Here is an 18,950-nt window from a genome sequence, read left to right on the forward strand (position 1 = left end):
CTTATCCACCGGACGGCCCATCGAGTGAGTGCCGTGTTCACTCCCCGGGACGAAGGTCCCCGCGAGTGGGGGCTTTGTACGGGTGCCCGGCCCCCGCCGGTGGCGCACGATGGAGGTGTGCCGCGGGATCTGGCAGGAATCCCCGGTGCAGGGAACCGGGACTCCCCGCTGTGGGACCGCGCGCCGCAGCTTCCCCCTGATGCGGCGCCGGTAGTGGGAGTCCCGACGGGGGCGCGGCCCATTTCCCCCGAGGCCGCGCCCCCTCCGAAACCCCGACGCCACCGGGCCGCCCGGTGGCGTTCCCCGCGTCTCGCCGTGGATCAGAACGGCGAAGCCCCCGCGTGTCGTGGCGACCTCACCGCGCCCTTCATCGGCGCCATCACCCGCTCGTGCGTGTCACCGACCCGGTCGACCACGCGCAGGGCCTGCGGGACGCTCGGCTGCACGACGCCAGGCACACAGCCGCCACAGTCCTGCTGCTGCTCGGGGTGAGCGAACGCGCCGTGATGGGCGTCATGGGCTGGTCATCCACGGCCATGGCGGCCCGGTACCAGCACATGGTCGACCCGATCCGTCGGGACATCGCCAAGCGGGTCGGCGGGCTACTCTGGCAGCCGTCCGGGTCAGAGGCCCAGGGCGGGCCGGGCGACCCCGAGCGGAGGCCCGACAGGGCCGACTGAGACGGAAACTGAGACGGCAACGACTGAGGGCCCCTACTCACGTGAGTAGGGGCCCTCAGTCGTTGCTGCTCTCTGGCGGTAGCGGTGGGATTCGAACCCACGGTGGAGTTGCCCCCACACACGCTTTCGAGGCGTGCTCCTTTGGCCGCTCGGACACGCTACCGAGGGAGACTCTACCGGACGGGTCGGGCGGTCACGAAATCCGATTCAGCGCTGGGTTTCGAAGAAGGCCAGCAGCTGCGCGGAGCACTCCTCGGCGAGTACCCCGGGGACGACTTCGGGGCGGTGGTTGAGCCGCCGGTCGCGCATAACGTCGAAGAGCGAGCCGGCCGCGCCGGCCTTCGCGTCGAGGGCGCCGTAGACGACCCGGTCGATCCGCGAGAGCACCAGCGCGCCCGCGCACATGGTGCACGGTTCCAGGGTGACCACCAGGGTGCAGCCGCTCAGCCGCCACTCCCCGACCGCCGAGGCCGCCTGCCGGATCGCCACGATCTCGGCGTGCCCGGTGGGATCGCCGTCCGCCTCGCGGACGTTGTGGCCGCGGCCGATGACCTCGCCGCCGGGCCCGAGCACGAGCGCCCCGACCGGTACGTCGCCGGTGGCGGTGGCCAGTGCCGCCTCGTCCATGGCGAGGCGCATCAGGTCCCGCCACCGGTCGCGTACCGGGTCGGGGCGAACCGGGGCCGGCAGGGGCGTGATCTGCGGGAGGGGTGCGGACGGCATGGCACCAGTGTCGGGCACCGGCCCGGCCGTTATCGAACGGCCTCCAGCACCTCGCCCGCACCGAGCGCGTCGGCGATCTCGGCGAGTGCGTCGCCGGGCACCGCGCCCTCGCCGGCCAGGCCCAGCAGGTCCTTGGCGGACAGGCCGAAGTCGGTGAGCAGGTCGGAGTCGCCGAGCGGCCCCGCCTGGGCGCCCGTCGGTCCGTCGGCGCCGTCGTCCTCGTCGGCGTCGTCCTCGGAGTCCAGGGCGGCCTCCTCGTCCTCGACGTCCGCGACCAGGGCGTCGAGGTCCTCGAAGTCCTCGGCGTCGATCAGCTCGTCGGTCAGCACGGAGCCGTAGGAGCTGCGCGCGGCGGCGGCGCCGTCGGAGACGAAGATGCGCGGGTCGTCCTCGCCGTCCACGCGGACGACGGCGAACCAGGCGTCCTCCTGTTCGATGAAGACCAGGACGCTGTCGTCGTCCTGGGCGGCCTCCCGGGCCAGGTCGGCCAGATCGGCCAAGGTCTCGACGTCGTCGAGCTCCGTCTCGCTCACATCCCACCCGCCATCGGTGCGAGCAAGCACTGCAGCGAAGTACGCCACCAGGGACACTCCCAAGATTGGTCTCGGCTGTAGGCGATCTCGGGCGAACGCGGTCTGGCCGCCCCCGCGCCAGAGGCGGCCCGCTGTTCGGACCGTCCCTCCGGCATCGTGACAGAAAGCCCGCCGCCGCGGGGGGTGTTCGGCAGCGCGTCTTTGCAGGTCGTGTCGGAATGGCTGGTCGGCGGCCGACGTTTCGCGGGCTCCCGTGTCAGATGCGGAAGGTTCGCATCCGCATGGCCTCGCGCATCCGCCGCTCCTTGGTGCGCCGGGGTTGCACCCGGGCCCGCAGCTCGCGCGCCTCGGCGAGCTCGCGGAGGAACAGGGTGCGGCGCTTGCGGCGCTGCGCCTCGGTCTCGGGGGCGGCGGGCCCTGACTCGTCTGTCGAGCCGGCCCCGGGGTCCGGGTTGCTCTTCATACGGTCCGACTTTCCCAGAAGTGTCCGCTTGATACCACGCCGAAGGTCTCGGTTCGGCTTCCCCGGTTTCCGTCCGTCCACACCTCGAATCCGGCCGCTCCCCGGCAAGTCGTACGCATGTGCCCGTGCCCGTTATGGTCGAGACATGCGTCTCCACGTCGTCGACCACCCCCTGGTCGCCCACAAGCTCTCCACCCTGCGCGACGAGCGCACCGACTCGCCGACCTTCCGCCGCCTGACCGACGAGCTGGTCACCCTGCTCGCCTACGAGGCCACCCGGAACGTCCGGACCGAGGCGGTGGAGGTCACCACCCCGGTCGCCGTCACCACCGGCACCCGGCTGAGCCACCCGCGGCCGCTGGTCGTCCCGATCCTGCGGGCCGGCCTCGGCATGCTGGACGGCATGACCCGGCTGCTGCCGACCGCGGAGGTCGGCTTCCTGGGCATGGTCCGCAACGAGGAGACGCTGGAGGCGTCCACCTATGCGACCCGGATGCCCGACGACCTCTCCGGCCGCCAGGTCTTCGTGCTCGACCCGATGCTGGCCACCGGCGGCACCCTGGTCGCCGCCGTCCGGATGCTGCTCGAGCGCGGCGCCACCGACGTCACCGGCGTGGTGCTGCTGGCCGCGCCGGAGGGCATCGCGGTGGTCGAGAAGGAGCTGGCCGACCAGCCCGTCAAGATCGTCACCGCCGCGCTGGACGAGCGCCTCAACGAGCACGGCTACATCGTCCCCGGGCTCGGCGACGCGGGCGACCGCCTCTACGGCACCGCCGGCTGATCCCACCGCTGGAAACACGACGGGGCCCCGCTCCTCCCGGAGGAGCGGGGCCCCGTCGTGTTTCGCGGTCGTCGGGCCGGTCAGCAGGAGCCGGGCTGCGGCGAGGGGGTCGGGGACGGCTTGGTGGCCTCGGCCAGCGCCGCGGCCGCCTGGGTCGGGTCGAGCAGGGCGGCGAAGCTGTCGCCGATCACGAAGTCGACCGTGGCGTCCGTCCGGGTGTCGGCGGTCTTGCCCGCGCTCGCCACCTGCGAGCCGAGCAGCGTGGCCGCGCCGAGGCCGGCCGGACCGCTGATCACCTGCACGGTGCCGGGCACCTTCTTGTCGAGGGCGGCCGGCGCGTTGCCGACCTGGCCGATGGTGAAGCCGCGTTTCTTCAGCTCCTCCGCGGTGCGCGCGGCCATGCCGGACTTGTCGGTGGCGTTGTAGACGTTCACCGTCACCGCCTGAGGCTGCGGGACGGCGGTACTGGTGGCGCCGGGAGCCGGGGAGGCCGCACCGGAGGCGGCGTCCGAGGCCGGGGCGGCCAGCGGCTTGCCGGAGGCGCCGGGGGTCGGACAGGCCTGCGCGGAGGCGTGCCGCCCGCGGAAGATGTCGACCAGTTGGACGCCGCCGAGGGCGACCAGGGATAGGGCGAGCAGGACGCCGAGGGCGGCCAGCACCTTGCGGCTCCTGCGGGGCGGGCGGCCCAGGCGGGGGTAGGAGTTACCGGTGATCCGGTACTGCTTCCCCTTCAGTCCCTGGGGGGTCAGCATGCTCACGTCGGTGTCCCCCTCGTGCCAGGACAGGCTCGGTCTCGGGTGCGGCCAAAGGGGCGTGTGCCGGAAAATCGGCCGTTGGTCAGCAGATTAGTGCTACAGCTGCTGTGAAGGTACTAAATGATCATCATCTGGAGTACCCCGGCACCCGAAAGGATGTACCGGTGCCGTCCGGACCCGTCCACAGGGGCGGGGGAAAGGTGGTTCGTATCCGGCCGGCGGCCGGTCAGTCCATCTCCAGCACGCGCGCGTGCAGCACCTGGCGCTGCTGCAGCGCGGCGCGAACCGCGCGGTGCAGACCGTCCTCCAGGTACAGGTCGCCGTGCCACTTCACCACGTGCGCGAAGAGGTCCCCGTAGAACGTGGAGTCCTCCGCGAGGAGCGTTTCCAGGTCGAGCTGACCCTTGGTGGTGACCAGCTGGTCCAGCCGCACCGGACGCGGCGCGACGTCCGCCCACTGGCGGGTGCTGGTCCGGCCGTGATCCGGGTACGGCCGCCCGTTGCCGATGCGCTTGAAGATCACACGGAAAGCCTACCGTCATGCGCACGGGGGGCGCAGCAAGCGCGGCGTTACCGGTCCGGCTCCGAGTGCGGCGGTTTGATGGGGTCCATCCCATTTGCCCGCCCTGCCCGGGAGCCCGCCGAGATGACCGACAGCCACACCCCCGACGACGCGGAGCCGCCCGCCGCCGTCCGGGCGATCGCCGACGGGTACGCCTTCACCGGCCCCGCGCTCGACCTCGGTGCCGCGATCGACGGCACCGTCGCCCACCCCGGGGCCCAGGTGCGCGTCCCGCTCGGCGTGCTCAACCGGCACGGCCTCGTCGCCGGCGCCACCGGCACCGGCAAGACCAAGACCCTCCAACTGATCGCCGAACAGCTCTCCGCCCAGGGCGTCCCGGTCTTCCTGGCCGACATCAAGGGCGACGTCTCCGGCATCGCCGCCCCCGGCACCCCTGGCGACCGGATCACGGCGCGCGCCGCCGAGGTCGGCCAGGCGTGGACGCCGCAGGGCTGCCCCGCCGAGTTCTACTCCCTGGGCGGCCAGGGCACCGGCATCCCCGTCCGGGCCACCCTCACCAGCTTCGGCCCGCTGCTGCTCGCCAAGGTGCTCGAACTCAACGAGACCCAGGAGGACTCGCTCGGCCTGGTCTTCCACTACGCGGACAAGGCCGGCCTGGAGCTCTACGACCTCAAGGACCTCTCCGCCGTCATCGGCTTCCTCACCTCCCCGGAGGGCAAGGAGGAGCTCAAGGGCATCGGCGGGCTCTCCGCGGCCACCGCCGGGGTCATCCTGCGCTCGCTGACCACCCTCGACAACGAGGGCGCCGGCGCCTTCTTCGGCGAGCCCGAGTTCGACACCGCGGACCTGCTGCGCACCGCGGCCGACGGCCGGGGCACGGTCTCGGTGCTGGAACTCCCGGCGGTGCAGGACCGGCCCCGGCTGTTCTCCACCTTCCTGATGTGGCTGCTCGCCGACCTGTACCAGGAGCTGCCGGAGGTCGGCGACCTCGACCGGCCGAAGCTGGTCTTCTTCTTCGACGAGGCCCACCTGCTCTTCAAGGGCGCCTCCAAGGCCTTCCTCGAAGCGATCACCCAGACCGTCCGGCTGATCCGCTCCAAGGGCGTGGGCATCTTCTTCGTCACCCAGACGCCCAAGGACGTCCCCGCCGACGTGCTGGCGCAGCTCGGCAACCGGGTGCAGCACGCGCTGCGGGCCTTCACCCCGGACGACGCCAAGGCGCTCAAGGCCACCGTCTCGACCTTCCCGCGCTCCCCGTACGACCTCGCGGAGGTGCTCACCGGGCTGGGCACCGGCGAGGCCGTGGTGACGGTGCTCTCCGAGCGCGGCGCGCCGACACCCGTCGCGCCGACCCGGCTGCGGGCGCCGCAGTCGCTCATGGGGCCGCTGGAGCCGGCGGTGCTGCGGGCCGCGGTGGACGGCTCGCCGCTGGCACCGCGCTACCGGGACGCGATCGACCGGGAGTCCGCCTACGAGAAGCTCGCCGCCCGGCCGGCCGCGCGCGAGGAGGAGCCGGCCCGACCGGCGCCCGCCGAGCGCTCCGAGCCCGCGGAACGGCGCAGGGCCGAGCCGGCGGCGCAGGAGGAGGGCGGGCTGATCGGCTCGCTGCTGCGCAGCCCGGCGCTGAAGTCCCTCGCCCGCTCCGCGGGCACCCAGCTCGGCCGGGAGATCACCCGCAGCCTGTTCGGCACCTCGCGCCGCCGGCGGTAGGGAGCGTCGCGGGGGTGGGCGGTCGTGGGCCTCAGGGCAGCAGGGCGGCGCCGATCCGGTCCAGGGAGGAGAGCCGCATCAGGCCGTAGTGGTAGAACTCGACCTCGGGCACGCCCAGCTCGCGCAGGACGGCGATCTTGCCGGCCAGGTTGGCGGGGCCGTCGCAGTCCTCGGCCATCGGGCGGAGGATCACCGCCATGGCCTCCGGGCGCACGCCGTGCAGGGCGAAGGCGGCCACCTTCTCGCGGACGGCCTCCGGGGTGCGGGCGTAGCCCAGGGTCTCGACCTGGTGCGCGGCGCCGGCCAGTGACGGCAGGTCGATCCCGGAGAGCCAGCCGCGGCCGGGGCCCGCGCCGTCCATGAAGGTCAGCCGCATGCCGCCGGCGGCGGCCGTCTGGGCCAGTTCGGCGGCGAGCGAGGTGACGGTGCGGGTGCCCGCGTCCAGGTAGGCGGCGAGCGCGCCGCCGGCGAACTCGTCCAGCGCGGCGGGCTCGGCGGCCCGCTTCTCGTCGGCGAGGCGGGCACGCAGCTCGGTCCGGACGGCGGTCCTGACCTCCTCGGCGGGGACGCCCGAGGCGTCGGCGGCGGCCAGGCAGTGCGGGCAGAAGCAGATGCCGAGCAGCGCCTCGGCGAAGGGCCCGAGCTCCTCGAAGTAGCGCTCGTGGTGGTAGCCGTGCCGCAGGCCGTGGAAGTGCAGGGACTCCGCCCGGATCGCGTCCACCCCGTACCGGCCGAGGTCCTCCACCAGCGTGCGGGCGTAGGCGCGGACCTCGGGGTTGGCCGGGCAGAGCTCGGTGAGGTGGCGGTCGCCGAAGGCGTTGGCCGGGGCGCAGTCCGGGTGCTGGAAGCCGAGCCGGTCGTTGTGGCAGAAGACCGTCCAGGCGTGCAGCTTCAGGCCGCGCCGGGAGGCCTCCGCGGCGGCCTCGGCGAAGGGGTCGCGGTCGCCGATCGCGGTGGACGGCGCCGGGGCGAGCCGCTGTCCGGCCCAGCGGGCCGGGTCGGGCCGGAAGTAGGCGGCGCCCGGTTCGAGGTAGCGGACCACCCGGTGCGGGTTGTGCGGGAAGACGTCGCGGGCCTCGTGGTAGACCGAGGCCAGGGTCAGGCCGCCCACGCCGGCCCGGTCGGTAAGGTGGCCGAAAAAGGTGTCGGCGCCCTCGTCCAGCAGGTCGGTGGCGAAGGCGAGGACGGACGACTCCACGGGGCGGCTCCGGGGCAGGCGGTGCGAGTGCTTCGGGTGCGCCCTCCACGCTAGCCCGGCACCCGGCATTGGTCTATACCTGACGGGTCGTGGCGGACCCGGTGATCGAGAACGGCGGGGACGGCAATGGCGCCGGTGTACCGGGACTACGACCATGACGAGCTGGCGCGCGAGTACTCGCCGAGCAGTTGCGTCGACGACATCGCGGTCGAGCTGGCCGCGTACACCGACCGGAGCAAGGACGCGTACGCGGCCCTGGAGGTCCGCCGCGACCTGCGGTACGGCCCGGCCGGGCCCGAACTGATCGACTTCTTCCCGCCTCGCGGGCCCGTCCCGGACGCCGGCGCCCCGCTGCACGTCTTCGTGCACGGCGGCTACTGGCAGGAGTTGGACAAGACCGACTCCGCCTTCGCCGCGCCCGACTTCACCGCGCGCGGCACCGCCTACGCCGCGGTCGGCTACGGGCTGGCCCCGCACTGGCCGCTGGACGCGATCGTCGACCAGGTCCGGCGGGCCGTGCACTGGCTGCTCGACCACGCCGAGGAACTCGGCGTCGACCCGGGCCGCGTCCAGCTCAGCGGCAGCTCGGCCGGCGCCCACCTGGCCGCCATGGCCCTGCTCGGCCCGGCCTCCCCGCACGGCCGCCGGGTCGCCGGCGCGGTGCTGCTCAGCGGGGTCTACGACCTGGAGCCGATCACCCTCACCTACGTCAACGACGCCCTCGGCCTGGACGCCGCGGCCGCCCGCCGCAACAGCCCGCTGCACCTGCTCGCGGACGGCCCGGCGCTGCCGCCGCTGCTGCTCGTCCGCGGCGAGCGCGAGACCGCCGAGTTCGGCCGCCAGCAGGACGGGTTCGCGGCCGCCGCGCGGGAGGCCGGGGCGGAGGTGGAGGCGGCGGTCGCCGCCGACCGCAACCACTTCGACCTGCCGCTCGACCTGGGCCGCACCGACACCCCGCTCGGCGAGGCCGTGGCGGCGCAGTCCGCTGCCTAGACTTCCGCTGTACCGCCGTCCGCAGTGCGACGAAGGAGAAGGTGCCCGGCTCATGACGAACCGTCCGCCCCTGCCGTACGAATTCCTGCCGAAGGTCCCGGCCTTCGAGCTGACCAGCAGTGACCTCACCGACGGCGCCGTGATGCCGGACGCGCACGTGCACGCCCGCGGCAACGAGTCGCCGCAGCTCGCCTGGTCCGGCTTCCCCGCCGAGACCCGCGGGTTCGCCGTCACCTGCTACGACCCGGACGCGCCCACCGGCAGCGGCTGGTGGCACTGGCTGGCGCTCGACCTGCCGGCCGGCACCACCGAGCTGGCCCGCGGCGCCGGCGCCTCGGACGCCTCGCTGCCCGGCGCCGGCTTCCACGCCCGCAACGACTTCCCCGGCCACAAGTACGACGGCGCCGCGCCGCCGCCCGGCCCGGCCCACCGGTACGTCTTCGCGGTGCACGCGCTGGACGTGCCCTCGCTCGGGCTCACCCCGGACACCCCGGCCGCCGCGGTCGGCTTCAACGTCACCTTCCACACCGTGGCGCGGGCCCTGCTGACCGTGGAGTACGCGAGCAGCTGAGTCGCCGTCCGGCCGGGCCGCCCCCAGTGAAGGGCGGCCCGGCCGTGCGTTTGTGCCCCCGGGCGTGCGGGCGCACCGTGGAGGCATGGACCGCGCCGCGGTGGACTCCAGCTGCCTGCGTTCGGTCGGCCACGACGCCGGCCGGCGGGTGCTGGAGGTCGAGTTCGCCGCCGGGACGGTCTACCAGTACCGCGGCGTCCCCGCGGAGGCGGTCGCCGAGCTGCTCGCCGCGGACAGCCTCGGCCGGTTCTTCAACCGGGAGATCCGCAACCGCTACCCGTACCGCCGGGTCAGCCCTGCGCCGGCTTCGCGGACTTCGCCGCCTTGGCGGCCTTCTTCGCCTCCTGCTTGAACGCGCGCACCTTCGTCAGCGACTCCGGCCCGGTGATGTCCGCGACCGAGCGGAAGGACCCCTCCTCGCCGTACGCGCCGGCCGCCTCGCGCCAGCCCGCCGGGGTGACCCCGTACTGCTTGCCCAGCAGGGCGAGGAAGATCTGCGCCTTCTGCTTGCCGAAGCCGGGCAGCTCGTTCAGCCGCTTCAGCAGGTCGCGGCCGTCGGCGGCGTCCCGCCAGACCGCCGCGGCGTCGCCGTCGTAGTGCTCCACCAGGTACCGGCAGAGCTGCTGCACCCGGGTGGCCATCGAGCCCGGGTAGCGGTGCACCGCGGGCTTCTCGGAGAGCAGCGCGGCGAACTCCTCGGGGTCGGCGGCGGCGATCCGGTGCGCGTCCAGGTCGTCGGCGCCGAGCCGCTGCGCGATCGTCCACGGGCCGGTGAACGCCCACTCCATCGGGATCTGCTGGTCCAGCAGCATGCCGGTGAGCGCGGCGAGCGGGCTGCGGCCGAGCAGCTCGTCGGCCTCCGGCTGCTGCGCGAGGTGGACGGTGGTGCTCATCGGGGCGGCCCCAGGGGTGTGCGGAGGGAGGGTCTGGCCCGCCCATCGTCGCAGCACCGCCGTGGACGGCCGGACGGCAACACGCCACCGTGCGGAAGCGCCCCGGCCGGGCGCCGCGAAAAGCCGGTGCCGGAGCTGACGGTGGATCGGGATTTCCGATGACCTGCCGGTAGAGATGTCAGCCGGTGTCATAATTCATTCCGCGAACCTCAAATAATGCTCAGAGAATCGTGCCGAATTCTCGTTCGGGGTTACGGATTCCGGATTTCCGGGCTACCTTCCTGCGGGTGTGCGGCCGACCCCCGCCGCACCGGAGAGGCAGCAACGACCATGAGCCCGGACACCACGACGCGCTCGAGCCGGCCCGCCGAGGCCGCCCCCGCCACCCCACCGGGTACGGCCGGGGACGGCCACCTGAAGGCCGGACTGAAGAACCGCCACCTGTCGATGATCGCGATCGGCGGTGTCATCGGAGCCGGCCTGTTCGTCGGCTCCGGCGCCGGCATCGCCGCCACCGGCCCCGGCATCCTGCTCTCGTACGCCCTGGCCGGCACGCTGGTCGTCATGGTGATGCGGATGCTCGGCGAGATGGCCGCGGCCGACCCGCAGAGCGGCTCCTTCTCCGCCTACGCGGACCGGGCGCTCGGCCGCTGGGCCGGCTTCACCATCGGCTGGCTGTACTGGTTCTTCTGGGTCGTCGTGCTGGCCGTGGAGGCCACCGCCGGCGCCAAGATCCTGCACAACTGGGTGCCGTCGGTGCCGCAGTGGGGCTTCGCCCTGCTGGTCATGGCCGTCCTGACCGCCACCAACCTGTTCTCGGTCGCCTCCTACGGCGAGTTCGAGTTCTGGTTCGCCGGCATCAAGGTCGTCGCGATCGCGGCCTTCATCATCGTCGGCGGCCTCGCGGTCTTCGGCGTGCTGCCGGACACCGAGGCGGTCGGCACCTCCAACCTGTTCGACCACGGCGGCTTCCTGCCGAACGGCGTCGGCGCCGTCTTCAGCGGCATGCTGACCGTCGTCTTCGCCTTCATGGGCAGCGAGATCGTCACCCTGGCCGCCGGCGAGTCGCCCGACCCGGCCCGTGCCGTGACCAAGGCCACCAACAGCGTGATCTGGCGCATCGGCGTCTTCTACCTGGGCTCCATCGCCATCGTCGTCACCCTGCTGCCCTGGGACTCCAAGGACGTCCTGGAGAGCCCGTACGTGGCCGTGCTCAAGCACGTCGGCATCCCCGGCGCCGCCCCGCTGATGGACCTCATCGTGCTCACCGCGGTGCTGTCCTGCCTGAACTCCGGCCTGTACACCGCCTCCCGGATGGCCTTCTCGCTCGGCCAGCGCGGCGACGCGCCGAAGGCCTTCGCCAAGGTCACCGGACGCGGCGTGCCGCTCACCGCGATTCTCGCCTCCGTGGTCTTCGGATTCGTCGCGGTGTTCTTCAACTACGAGTTCCCGGACACCGTCTTCAAGTTCCTGCTGAATTCCTCCGGCGCCGTCGCGCTCTTCGTCTGGCTGGTCATCTGCATCTCGCAGCTCCGCATGCGGAGGATCATCGAGCGGGAATCCCCGGAGAAGCTCACCGTCCGGATGTGGCTGTACCCGTACCTCACCTGGGCCACCATCGGCATGATCGGCTTCGTGGTGGCGTACATGTTCACCACCCACGACGGCCGGATGCAGATGGTGCTGTCGCTGGTCGCCGCCGCGGTCGCGCTGGTCGCCGCCCAGGTGGTGCACCGGCGGCGCAAGACGGTCGCCGTCGAGTCCTCCTGACGGTCCATCGGACGCCTCCGCGATTGCGCCGGGCGGGCGACAGGCGGCCTGTCGCCGCCGGACCCGCCGCCGTGCGGACTGCACGATGAGCTGACGAGCAGATGGTCGGCCCCGGGCGGTACGGGACACCCCGTACCGCCCGGGGCCGACCTGCTCGCCGGTGGGGCCCGGCCGCGGTGCCGGGCGCACGCCACGCGCATCGCAGGCCGACGGCGGGTCCCAGGAGGCTCCGTGCACCGTTCCAGATTCCTCTCGTCCGCGCTCGCCCTCGGCGCCTCGGCGGTGCTGCTGGCGGGCGCCGCGGCGGCCCCGGCCGGCGCCGCGCCGCCGGGCCGGACGACCGTCGCCGACCCTGCCCAGTACGTCAACGCCCACGTCGGCACCGAGCAGGGCGCACCGGACTTCGGCAACGGCGGCGGCGCCGGCAACACCTTCCCCGGCGCCTCCGCGCCGCTCGGCATGCTGCAGTGGAGCCCCGACACCGCCACCTACCAGCACGGCGGCTACTTCTACGACGACCACCGGATCAGCGGCTTCAGCCTCACCCACATCTCGGGCGCGGGCTGCGGCGACTACGGCACCACCCCCTTCATGCCGGTGCTGGACGGCCGCCCGGTCGCGCACTCCGACTTCTCGCACGCCGACGAGACCACCGCGCCCGGCTCCTACGCGGTGACCTTCGCCAACGGGCTGCGGACCGAACTCGCCGTCACCCAGCGCTCCGGCATCGCCCGCTTCAGCTACCCGGCGGGCCACACCGCCTCGCTCACGGTCGACGCCGGCAAGGCCTTCAACGACGCCACCGGCTCGATCACCATCGGCACCGACACCCTCTCCGGCTGGACCGAGAGCGGCGGCTTCTGCGGCACCGGCAACCGCTACCGGGTCTACTTCCACGCCCAGTTCGACCGGCCGTTCAGCAGCGCCGGGATCGTCCGCACCGGCGGCAGCGGGCAGGGCACCGTCGACACCGCGCGGCGCGGCGCCACCGGCACCAGTGAGGGCATCGCCCCGCAGCCGGCCCGCACCGCCGAGGCGCGGGAGCGCCGCTCGGGCGGCGGTGACCAGCACCCCGACCGGGAGCGCGCCGCGTCCGGCGCGCAGGCCCTGGTCTCCTTCGACACCGGTACGGACCGCACCGTCACCGCCCGGGTCGGCCTCTCCTTCACCGGGGTCGACGGTGCCCGCGCCAACCTGCTCGCCGAGCAGCGCGGCGCCGCCTTCGACGAGGTCCGCGCCGCCGCCCGCGCCAACTGGAACGACCTGCTCGGCCGGATCGCCGTCGACGGCGGCAGCACGACCCGGCGGCGCATCCTCTACACCGCGCTCTACCACGCACTGCTGCACCCCAGCGCGATCAGCGACACCGACGGCCGCTACCCCGGCTTCGACGGGAAGATCCGCACCGCCCGGCCCGGCCACACCCAGTACGCCGACTTCTCCGGCTGGGACGTCTACCGCTCCCAGGTGCAGCTCCTCGCCCTGCTCGACCCGGCGCGCGCCGCCGACGTCGCCCAGTCCGTCACCGACCAGGGCACCAGCGCCGGCTACCTCGACCGCTGGACCCTCGCCAACGGCGGTACCGGCGTCATGGTCGGCGACCCGCTGCCGATCATCGCCGCCTCGATCCACGCCTTCGGCGGCACCGACTTCGACGCGGCCGGCCTGCTCAGGGTCGCCACCGACGGCAGCCGTGACACCCGCCAGCGGCCCGGGCACGGCCCGTACGACACCATCGGCTACATCCCGGCCGACGCCGGCGGCATCTGGGGCTCCGCCGCCACCACGCTGGAGTACGGCTCGGCCGACTTCGCGCTCGCCCAACTCGCCGACCGGATCGGCGACACCGCCGCCCGAGACAGCCTCATGCACCGCTCGGCGAACTGGCGCAACCTGATCAACAGCGGCAGCGGCTGGATCCAGCCCCGGGACACCGACCACTCCTGGCCCGACTTCCGGCCCGCCCAGCAGGACCAGTTCGTCGAGGGCAGCGCAGCCCAGTACACCTGGATGGTCCCCTACAACCACCGCGGGCTCTTCGACGCGATGGGCGGCGACGACGCCGTGGCCGCCCGGCTGGACGGCTTCTTCACCGAACTCAACGGCGGCCCGGACTCCGAGCACGCCTACCTCGGCAACGAGCCCTCCTCGAACGTCCCGTGGGCGTACGCCTACGCGGGCCGGCCCTACCGCACCCAGGACGTCGTACGCCGCGCCCTGACCACGCTGTTCGCCGACACGCCGGACGGCGAGCCGGGCAACGACGACCTCGGGCAGACGTCCTCCTGGGTGGTGTGGGCCGCCCTCGGGATGTACCCGCAGGCCCCCGGCCGGTCCGAACTCGTGCTGGCCAGCCCGCTGTTCCCGGGCATCACGATCCGCCGGGGCAACGGCGCGGTGATCGACCTGGCGGCGCCGGGCGCCTCCGAGTCCGTCCGCTACGTGCACGCGCTCACCGTGGACGGCGCCGCGAGCACCCGGCCCTGGCTGAGCGAGGACTTCGTCCGCCGCGGCGGCACGCTGGCCTTCGCCCTCGCCGACACGCCCGACCCTGCGTGGGGGAGCGCCCGCGCGGACGCGCCGCCCTCCTTCGACGTCGGACCGGCCCGCCCGGCCACCGGGCCGGTCGCCGGACTCGGCGCCAAGTGCGCCGACGTCCAGGGCGGTTCGACGGAGGACGGCACGCCCGTCCAGCTGTGGGAGTGCGACGGCGGCACCGCCCAGCAGTGGACCACCGCCTCCGACGGCACCCTCCGCGCCCTCGGCAAGTGCCTCGACGTGGACGGCAGTTCGGTCTTCAACGGGGCCGCCGTCCAGCTCTGGGAGTGCAACGGCACCGGCGCCCAGCAGTGGTGGCCGCGTGCCGACGGCTCGCTGCTCAACCCGCCCTCCGGCCGCTGCCTGGACGTTCCCGGCAGCAACACCGCGAGCGGCACCCGGCTTCAACTGTGGGACTGCAACGGCACCGGCGCCCAGCGCTGGACCGTACCCGCCTGACACGGAGGACCGCCATGACCGACCAGCCCGCAGCCGCCGCGAACGGCGCCGGGGAACTCTCCCGGGAGCGCGCCGACCTGCTGGAGACCCTCGCCAAGCACCGCGGATTCCTCCGCTTCACCGTCCGCGGCCTCACCGACGAGCAGGCCGAACAGCGCACCACCGCCAGCGAACTCTGCCTCGGCGGGCTGATCAAGCACGTCTGCGGCGTCGAGGCCCGCTGGATGCTCTTCGCCGTCGGCGGCGCCACCGCCATGCGCCGCGATCCCGTCGACTGGGAGGGCCAGTTCAGGATGCTGGAGGGCGAGACGTTGGCCGGCCTGCTGGACGCCTACGAGCAGGTCGCCGCCGACACCGACCGCCTGGTGGCCACCCTCGACCTGGACGCCGCCCACCCGCTGCCCGAGGCGCCCTGGTTCGAACCGGGTGCCACCTGGTCCGTCCGGCGGGTCCTGCTGCACGTCATCGCGGAGACCTCCCAGCACGCCGGGCACGCCGACATCATCCGCGAATCCCTGGACGGGGCCAAGACCATGGGCTGACCGGCCCGGCCCCGACCCACCCCTACGAGAGGAGACCGACCATGGCCCTGCAACCCGAGGGCACACCCTGTTGGGTCGACGCGATGTTCCACGACGTGGAGGGCGCCAAGAGCTTCTACAGCGCCGTCCTCGGCTGGACCTTCGGCGAGGCCTCGTCCGAGTTCGGCAACTACACCCAGGCCTACAAGGACGGCAAGGCGGTCGCCGCCGTCGTCCCGCCGATGCCCGGCGAGGAGATGCCCTCAGCCTGGTGCCTCTACTTCGCCTCGCCGGACGCCGCCGCCACCGCGGAGAAGATCCGCGCGGCCGGCGGCGAGATCATGATGGAGCCCATGCAGGTGGGCGACTTCGGCACCATGGCGCTCGCCCGCGAACCCAGCGGCGCGATCTTCGGCATCTGGCAGGGCGCCGCCCACGAAGGCTTCGAGAAGGTCGGCGAGCCCGGCGCCTACTCCTGGGCCGAGCTCTGCACCCGCGACACGGCCCGCGTCGACGCCTTCCTGACGGCGGTCTTCCCGTACCGCGCCCAGCAGATGGAGGGCGGCGGGGAGATCGACTACCGGGTCTACAACGTCGGCGAGAACCCGGTGCTCGGCCGGATGGAGATGGGCGCGGACTTCCCCGCCGAAGTGCCGCCGTTCGTCAGCGTCTACTTCGGCGTCAGCGACTGCGACGCCGCCGTGGCCAAGGCCACCGAACTCGGCGCCAGACTCGTCTTCGGCCCGATGGACAGCCCGTTCGGCCGCTTCGCCGCGCTGACCGACCCGCAGAACGCCCCCTTCGCCGTCATCGACATGGGCCGCACCGAGGGCGAGATGCCCGCGATGACCGACGTCGCCTGACCGGCGCCCGTCCGCCTGTCCGTTCGGCCCCGTCGGCCCGGCACGTCCGGGCCTCGGCGGGGCCGAACGCGTGCCCGCTCACGCCGGGGAGGCGAACACCTGCGTCCACCACGGACCGCCCGCACCGAAGTTCACCCCCATCCCGATCACCGTGAAGTGGCAGTTGAGGATGTTCGCGCGGTGGCCCTCGCTGTGCATCCAGGCGTCCATCACCGCCGCCGGGTCCGACTGGCCGTACGCGATGTTCTCGCCCCACCACCCCGGCTTGTAGCCCGCGGCGCGCAGCCGGCTGTCGGCGTGCCGGCCCTCCGGGTCGGCGTGCTCGAAGTAGTGCCGGGCCACCATGTCGTCCGAGTGCGCCATCGCGGCCGCCGACACCCTGTCGTCCAGGGTGACCGGCCCGCAGCCCGCCTTCGCCCGCTCCGCGTTGGTCAGCGCCGTCACCTCCTCGGCGAACTGCGCGGCCCTGCCGGTCGGCGCCGACCCGGCCGGCTGCTTCGCGGGCGCCGCCGGGGCCTTCGGCGCCTTCGCGCTCTTCGAGGCCGACGCGGAGGCGCTCGCCGAGGCCGCCGCCGACGCGGACGGGGAGGCGGACGGCGACGCGGCGCCCGCCGAGGGCGAGGCGGACGCCGACGGCGACCCGGTGGCGGATATCGCGGGGGCCGGCGCCAACTGCACCGAGGCCGCCGCCGCGGTGCCGCCCGCACCGTCCGAACCGCCCGAGGACGCCAGGGTGTACGCCGCCGAGCAGGCCAGCACGAGCGTCGCGGCGGCAGCCACCGCCATCGTCCGCCGGTTCCCGCCCGCCCGGCGCCGGGACCGGCGCCGCGCCGCCCTGCCGCCGGCCGCCGCGGCCCGGCCGTGGCCGTGGTGGCCGTCCCGGTCGGCCGGGTGGGGCGGGAGGTGGAACGGGGTCGTCGGGTCGTCGTTCATACTGGTCTGCCTCCTGGGGCCGATTCGCGCCGGTGTTCGTGCCGACGCCCTGGGAGACCACGCCACGGGGGCGCCATAACGGAAAAGGACCGCGGCGGATCACACACCCGGATTCCTGTTATCCGGTCCGCCCGCCCAGGTCTCCGTCCAGTGGGGGCCGTGGCTTGAGGACGAGCGAGGACAGGGCACATGGGCAACGACGGCGCGATGGACACCGCGGTGGTGGAGGCGGCGCAGGCAGGTGACGGGACGGCCCGGGACCAGCTGGTCGCCGACTGCCTGCCGCTCGTCTACAACATCGTCGGCCGGGCCATGAACGGGCACGCCGACGTCGACGACGTCGTCCAGGAGACCATGATCCGCATGGTCGGCGGCCTCACCGGCCTGCGCGACACCGGCGCCTTCCGCTCCTGGCTGGTCGCCGTCGCCATGAACGAGGTGCGCCGCAGCCGCAACGCCCGGCAGGCCGGGCCCGTCCCCGACCTCGACGGCATGGAGCAGGTCGCCGACCCCGCCGGCGACTTCGTCGACCTCACCGTGCTGCGGCTCGGCCTCTCCGGCCAGCGCCGCGAGGCCACCGAGGCCACCCGCTGGCTGGACGAGCGCGACCGCGACCTGCTCTCGCTCTGGTGGCAGGAGGCCGCGGGCCATCTCACCCGGGCCGAACTGGCCGAGGCACTGGAACTCTCCCCGCAACACACCGCCGTCCGCGTCCAGCGGATGAAGGAGCAGCTGGAGGTCGGTCGGACGGTCGTCCGGGCGCTCTCCGCCGAGCCCCGCTGCCCCGCGCTCGCCGAACTCACCGCCGCCTGGGACGGTCGTCCGAGCGCGCTCTGGCGCAAGCGAATAGCCCGCCACCTGCGGGCCTGCCGCAGCTGCGAGGGCTCAGGCCGCGGCCTCGTCCCCGCCGAGGGCCTGCTCGCCGGCCTCGTCCTGGTGGTGCCCATGCACGGCTTCACACTCGGCCCGGAGTTCTTCGCGGCCAAGCTCGCCGCCCTCCCGGACGCGGGCACGGTGGTCTCCTCGACGCTGTCCCATGCGGCGTCCGCCGGCCCCGCGGCCGTGCCGCCGGCGCCGTCCGGCGTCGGCAGCCGGGTGCTCGACCTCGTCGGCCCCAAGGGATCGCGGAGCCTCCGTGGGGCCGCCCGCCGCCCGGCCCGCCGCGCCCTCCAGGCCGCCGGGGCCGTCGCTGTCACCGTGGCCGTGCTCGGCGTGGTCCGCGGCCTGCCGGAAGAGCCCACGCCGCCGACACCGCCCGCCCCGACCGTCTCCGTGCCCGGCCCGCAGACCGTCGTCCTCGACGCACCGGCGCCCTCCCCGTCCCCCACACCGCCCCCGCCCAGCCCCTCCCCGTCGCCCTCGGCCAGCCCGAGCCCCACGCCGCGCAGCCCGGAGCGGCAGCTCATCGACCTGATCAACGCCGAGCGGGCGAAGCGCGGGTGCCGCGCGCTGCGCATCGACGCCAAGCTGCACACCGCCGCCCAGCGGCACTCCGAGGACATGTCGGCGCGCCGCTACTTCGACCACGACGACCCGGCCGGCCGCGGCCCGGAGAGCCGGATCGACGCGGCCGGCTACCAGTGGCGGGCCTGGGGCGAGAACATCGACCAGCGCCGCAAGTCCCCTGCCGACGTCTTCGACGACTGGATGGACGACTCCTACCACCAGCAGAACATGCTCGACTGCCGCTACCTCGACGCCGCCGTCGGCACGGCCCCCGACCCGGCCGGCGGCCTGCTGTGGACCTTGGACGTCGGCACCCCCCGCTGACGCCCTCCCTCCCGCCCGACCGCCGTCCCGGCGCCGGCCGCGGAGGCCGACGGTTTCCGGTCAATCGCCGTGCGGGCCGGCCGCGCGGCCGGCCGCGGCGGCCTCGACCCCGACGCGCACCTCGGGCCAGCGCGAACGCCGGCAGGAAGAACCGGAATCGGAATGCGGAGCAGGGAATTCCCGATATTCCCGACGCTTTCACGGCACTGGACTTCGTCCCATTAGCGGCGCGAAAGATCGGACGTGGGCGCTGTGTCGGGAATTGGGTGCGAA

Annotated in this window: 19 protein-coding genes, 1 tRNA gene and 1 pseudogene; 12 read left to right on the forward strand and 9 right to left on the reverse strand. The window is 73.7% G+C overall.

Going from position 1 to position 18,950, the window contains the following annotated elements; all coding sequences use genetic code 11:
* Positions 1–425 precede the first annotated feature (425 nt).
* Positions 426–680 (forward strand): annotated as a pseudogene (locus AB0P35_RS16065) (tyrosine-type recombinase/integrase); the annotation flags it as partial.
* A gap of 73 nt (positions 681–753) precedes the next feature.
* Here AB0P35_RS16065 and AB0P35_RS16070 read toward each other — a convergent pair.
* The 4 genes from AB0P35_RS16070 to AB0P35_RS16085 form a co-directional block, all read right to left on the reverse strand.
* Positions 754–843 (reverse strand) — tRNA-Ser (locus AB0P35_RS16070).
* 44 nt (positions 844–887) lie between these two features.
* On the reverse strand, positions 888–1,403 hold the full coding sequence (gene tadA, locus AB0P35_RS16075; protein WP_363511090.1) for a tRNA adenosine(34) deaminase TadA: 516 nt from the start codon (positions 1,401–1,403) through the stop codon (positions 888–890).
* A 29-nt stretch (positions 1,404–1,432) separates the two neighbouring features.
* Complete coding sequence (locus AB0P35_RS16080; protein WP_363511092.1) at positions 1,433–1,984, reverse strand: hypothetical protein; 552 nt, start codon at positions 1,982–1,984, stop codon at positions 1,433–1,435.
* A gap of 208 nt (positions 1,985–2,192) precedes the next feature.
* Entirely contained in the window at positions 2,193–2,399 is a 207-nt protein-coding gene (locus tag AB0P35_RS16085; protein WP_095874027.1) for a hypothetical protein, read from the reverse strand.
* A 145-nt stretch (positions 2,400–2,544) separates the two neighbouring features.
* On the opposite strand from AB0P35_RS16085, the gene upp reads away from it, so the two are divergent.
* Positions 2,545–3,180 carry a uracil phosphoribosyltransferase gene (gene upp, locus AB0P35_RS16090; protein ID WP_095874028.1) on the forward strand — a complete coding sequence of 212 codons (636 nt, stop codon included), beginning with the start codon at positions 2,545–2,547 and terminating at the stop codon, positions 3,178–3,180.
* 80 nt (positions 3,181–3,260) lie between these two features.
* On the opposite strand, the gene AB0P35_RS16095 is transcribed toward upp, so the two are convergent.
* Together AB0P35_RS16095 and AB0P35_RS16100 are read right to left on the reverse strand one after the other, a co-directional pair.
* Complete coding sequence (locus AB0P35_RS16095; RefSeq protein WP_363511095.1) at positions 3,261–3,932, reverse strand: LytR C-terminal domain-containing protein; 672 nt, start codon at positions 3,930–3,932, stop codon at positions 3,261–3,263.
* A gap of 229 nt (positions 3,933–4,161) precedes the next feature.
* A complete protein-coding gene (locus tag AB0P35_RS16100) occupies positions 4,162–4,458 on the reverse strand; it encodes a type II toxin-antitoxin system VapB family antitoxin (RefSeq protein ID WP_030273186.1) in 297 nt (98 codons plus the stop codon).
* Between the two features lie 123 nt (positions 4,459–4,581).
* On the opposite strand from AB0P35_RS16100, the gene AB0P35_RS16105 reads away from it, so the two are divergent.
* A complete protein-coding gene (locus AB0P35_RS16105; RefSeq protein WP_363511097.1) occupies positions 4,582–6,168 on the forward strand; it encodes a helicase HerA-like domain-containing protein in 1,587 nt (528 codons plus the stop codon).
* A gap of 31 nt (positions 6,169–6,199) precedes the next feature.
* Here the strand turns inward: AB0P35_RS16105 and AB0P35_RS16110 are convergent, their stop codons facing one another.
* On the reverse strand, positions 6,200–7,366 hold the full coding sequence (locus AB0P35_RS16110; protein ID WP_363511099.1) for a hypothetical protein: 1,167 nt from the start codon (positions 7,364–7,366) through the stop codon (positions 6,200–6,202).
* A gap of 126 nt (positions 7,367–7,492) precedes the next feature.
* Between AB0P35_RS16110 and AB0P35_RS16115 the strand changes: the two genes are divergently transcribed.
* From AB0P35_RS16115 to AB0P35_RS16125, 3 genes are all read left to right on the forward strand, one after another.
* On the forward strand, positions 7,493–8,359 hold the full coding sequence (locus AB0P35_RS16115) for an alpha/beta hydrolase (protein WP_363511101.1): 867 nt from the start codon (positions 7,493–7,495) through the stop codon (positions 8,357–8,359).
* Positions 8,360–8,411: 52 nt separating this feature from the next.
* A complete protein-coding gene (locus AB0P35_RS16120; protein ID WP_363511103.1) occupies positions 8,412–8,930 on the forward strand; it encodes a YbhB/YbcL family Raf kinase inhibitor-like protein in 519 nt (172 codons plus the stop codon).
* Between the two features lie 85 nt (positions 8,931–9,015).
* Positions 9,016–9,282, forward strand: a complete 267-nt coding sequence (locus tag AB0P35_RS16125; RefSeq protein ID WP_095874034.1) for a KTSC domain-containing protein — start codon at positions 9,016–9,018, stop codon at positions 9,280–9,282.
* On the opposite strand, the gene AB0P35_RS16130 is transcribed toward AB0P35_RS16125, so the two are convergent.
* Positions 9,221–9,823 (reverse strand): HhH-GPD-type base excision DNA repair protein, encoded by a 603-nt coding sequence (locus AB0P35_RS16130; RefSeq protein ID WP_095874035.1) that lies wholly within the window; start codon positions 9,821–9,823, stop codon positions 9,221–9,223. The two genes, AB0P35_RS16125 and AB0P35_RS16130, sit on opposite strands and share 62 nt — an antisense overlap.
* Positions 9,824–10,153: 330 nt before the next feature.
* Here AB0P35_RS16130 and AB0P35_RS16135 point away from each other — a divergent pair, with 330 nt between their 5' ends.
* The 4 genes from AB0P35_RS16135 (at position 10,154) to AB0P35_RS16150 (ending at position 15,974) form a co-directional block, all read left to right on the forward strand.
* Positions 10,154–11,593 carry an amino acid permease gene (locus AB0P35_RS16135; RefSeq protein WP_095874036.1) on the forward strand — a complete coding sequence of 480 codons (1,440 nt, stop codon included), beginning with the start codon at positions 10,154–10,156 and terminating at the stop codon, positions 11,591–11,593.
* Between the two features lie 231 nt (positions 11,594–11,824).
* Complete coding sequence (locus AB0P35_RS16140; protein ID WP_363511105.1) at positions 11,825–14,590, forward strand: lectin; 2,766 nt, start codon at positions 11,825–11,827, stop codon at positions 14,588–14,590.
* Positions 14,591–14,604: 14 nt separating this feature from the next.
* Complete coding sequence (locus AB0P35_RS16145; RefSeq protein WP_363511107.1) at positions 14,605–15,132, forward strand: DinB family protein; 528 nt, start codon at positions 14,605–14,607, stop codon at positions 15,130–15,132.
* 41 nt (positions 15,133–15,173) lie between these two features.
* Positions 15,174–15,974: a VOC family protein gene (locus tag AB0P35_RS16150; RefSeq protein WP_095874039.1), complete on the forward strand. Its 801-nt coding sequence runs from the start codon at positions 15,174–15,176 to the stop codon at positions 15,972–15,974.
* Positions 15,975–16,052: 78 nt separating this feature from the next.
* Here AB0P35_RS16150 and AB0P35_RS16155 read toward each other — a convergent pair whose 3' ends face one another.
* The gene (locus AB0P35_RS16155) at positions 16,053–16,418 is read right to left on the reverse strand and encodes a CAP domain-containing protein (protein WP_095874040.1); all 366 of its coding nucleotides are present in this window, start codon (positions 16,416–16,418) and stop codon (positions 16,053–16,055) included.
* On the opposite strand from AB0P35_RS16155, the gene AB0P35_RS16160 reads away from it, so the two are divergent.
* Complete coding sequence (locus AB0P35_RS16160; protein ID WP_363511261.1) at positions 16,318–16,986, forward strand: hypothetical protein; 669 nt, start codon at positions 16,318–16,320, stop codon at positions 16,984–16,986. The two genes, AB0P35_RS16155 and AB0P35_RS16160, sit on opposite strands and share 101 nt — an antisense overlap.
* 110 nt (positions 16,987–17,096) lie before the next feature.
* A complete protein-coding gene (locus AB0P35_RS16165) occupies positions 17,097–18,677 on the forward strand; it encodes a sigma-70 family RNA polymerase sigma factor (protein WP_363511110.1) in 1,581 nt (526 codons plus the stop codon).
* Positions 18,678–18,950 lie beyond the last annotated feature (273 nt).

It is taken from the genome of Kitasatospora sp. NPDC085879, assembly GCF_040686255.1.
In the GTDB taxonomy this organism is placed as follows: Bacteria; Actinomycetota; Actinomycetes; order Streptomycetales; family Streptomycetaceae; genus Kitasatospora.

What these genes read in the sequence shown, in the direction of transcription:
- AB0P35_RS16135 (WP_095874036.1), top strand. Translation starts at nt 10,154, where the DNA reads ATGAGCCCGGACACCACGACGCGCTCGAGCCGGCCCGCCGAGGCCGCC.
- AB0P35_RS16125 (WP_095874034.1), top strand. Translation starts at nt 9,016, where the DNA reads ATGGACCGCGCCGCGGTGGACTCCAGCTGCCTGCGTTCGGTCGGCCAC.
- upp (WP_095874028.1), top strand. Translation starts at nt 2,545, where the DNA reads ATGCGTCTCCACGTCGTCGACCACCCCCTGGTCGCCCACAAGCTCTCC.
- AB0P35_RS16150 (WP_095874039.1), top strand. Translation starts at nt 15,174, where the DNA reads ATGGCCCTGCAACCCGAGGGCACACCCTGTTGGGTCGACGCGATGTTC.
- AB0P35_RS16165 (WP_363511110.1), top strand. Translation starts at nt 17,097, where the DNA reads ATGGGCAACGACGGCGCGATGGACACCGCGGTGGTGGAGGCGGCGCAG.
- AB0P35_RS16115 (WP_363511101.1), top strand. Translation starts at nt 7,493, where the DNA reads ATGGCGCCGGTGTACCGGGACTACGACCATGACGAGCTGGCGCGCGAG.
- AB0P35_RS16130 (WP_095874035.1), bottom strand. Translation starts at nt 9,823, where the DNA reads ATGAGCACCACCGTCCACCTCGCGCAGCAGCCGGAGGCCGACGAGCTG.
- AB0P35_RS16160 (WP_363511261.1), top strand. Translation starts at nt 16,318, where the DNA reads ATGTCGTCCGAGTGCGCCATCGCGGCCGCCGACACCCTGTCGTCCAGG.
- AB0P35_RS16120 (WP_363511103.1), top strand. Translation starts at nt 8,412, where the DNA reads ATGACGAACCGTCCGCCCCTGCCGTACGAATTCCTGCCGAAGGTCCCG.
- tadA (WP_363511090.1), bottom strand. Translation starts at nt 1,403, where the DNA reads ATGCCGTCCGCACCCCTCCCGCAGATCACGCCCCTGCCGGCCCCGGTT.
- AB0P35_RS16085 (WP_095874027.1), bottom strand. Translation starts at nt 2,399, where the DNA reads ATGAAGAGCAACCCGGACCCCGGGGCCGGCTCGACAGACGAGTCAGGG.
- AB0P35_RS16145 (WP_363511107.1), top strand. Translation starts at nt 14,605, where the DNA reads ATGACCGACCAGCCCGCAGCCGCCGCGAACGGCGCCGGGGAACTCTCC.
- AB0P35_RS16105 (WP_363511097.1), top strand. Translation starts at nt 4,582, where the DNA reads ATGACCGACAGCCACACCCCCGACGACGCGGAGCCGCCCGCCGCCGTC.
- AB0P35_RS16095 (WP_363511095.1), bottom strand. Translation starts at nt 3,932, where the DNA reads ATGCTGACCCCCCAGGGACTGAAGGGGAAGCAGTACCGGATCACCGGT.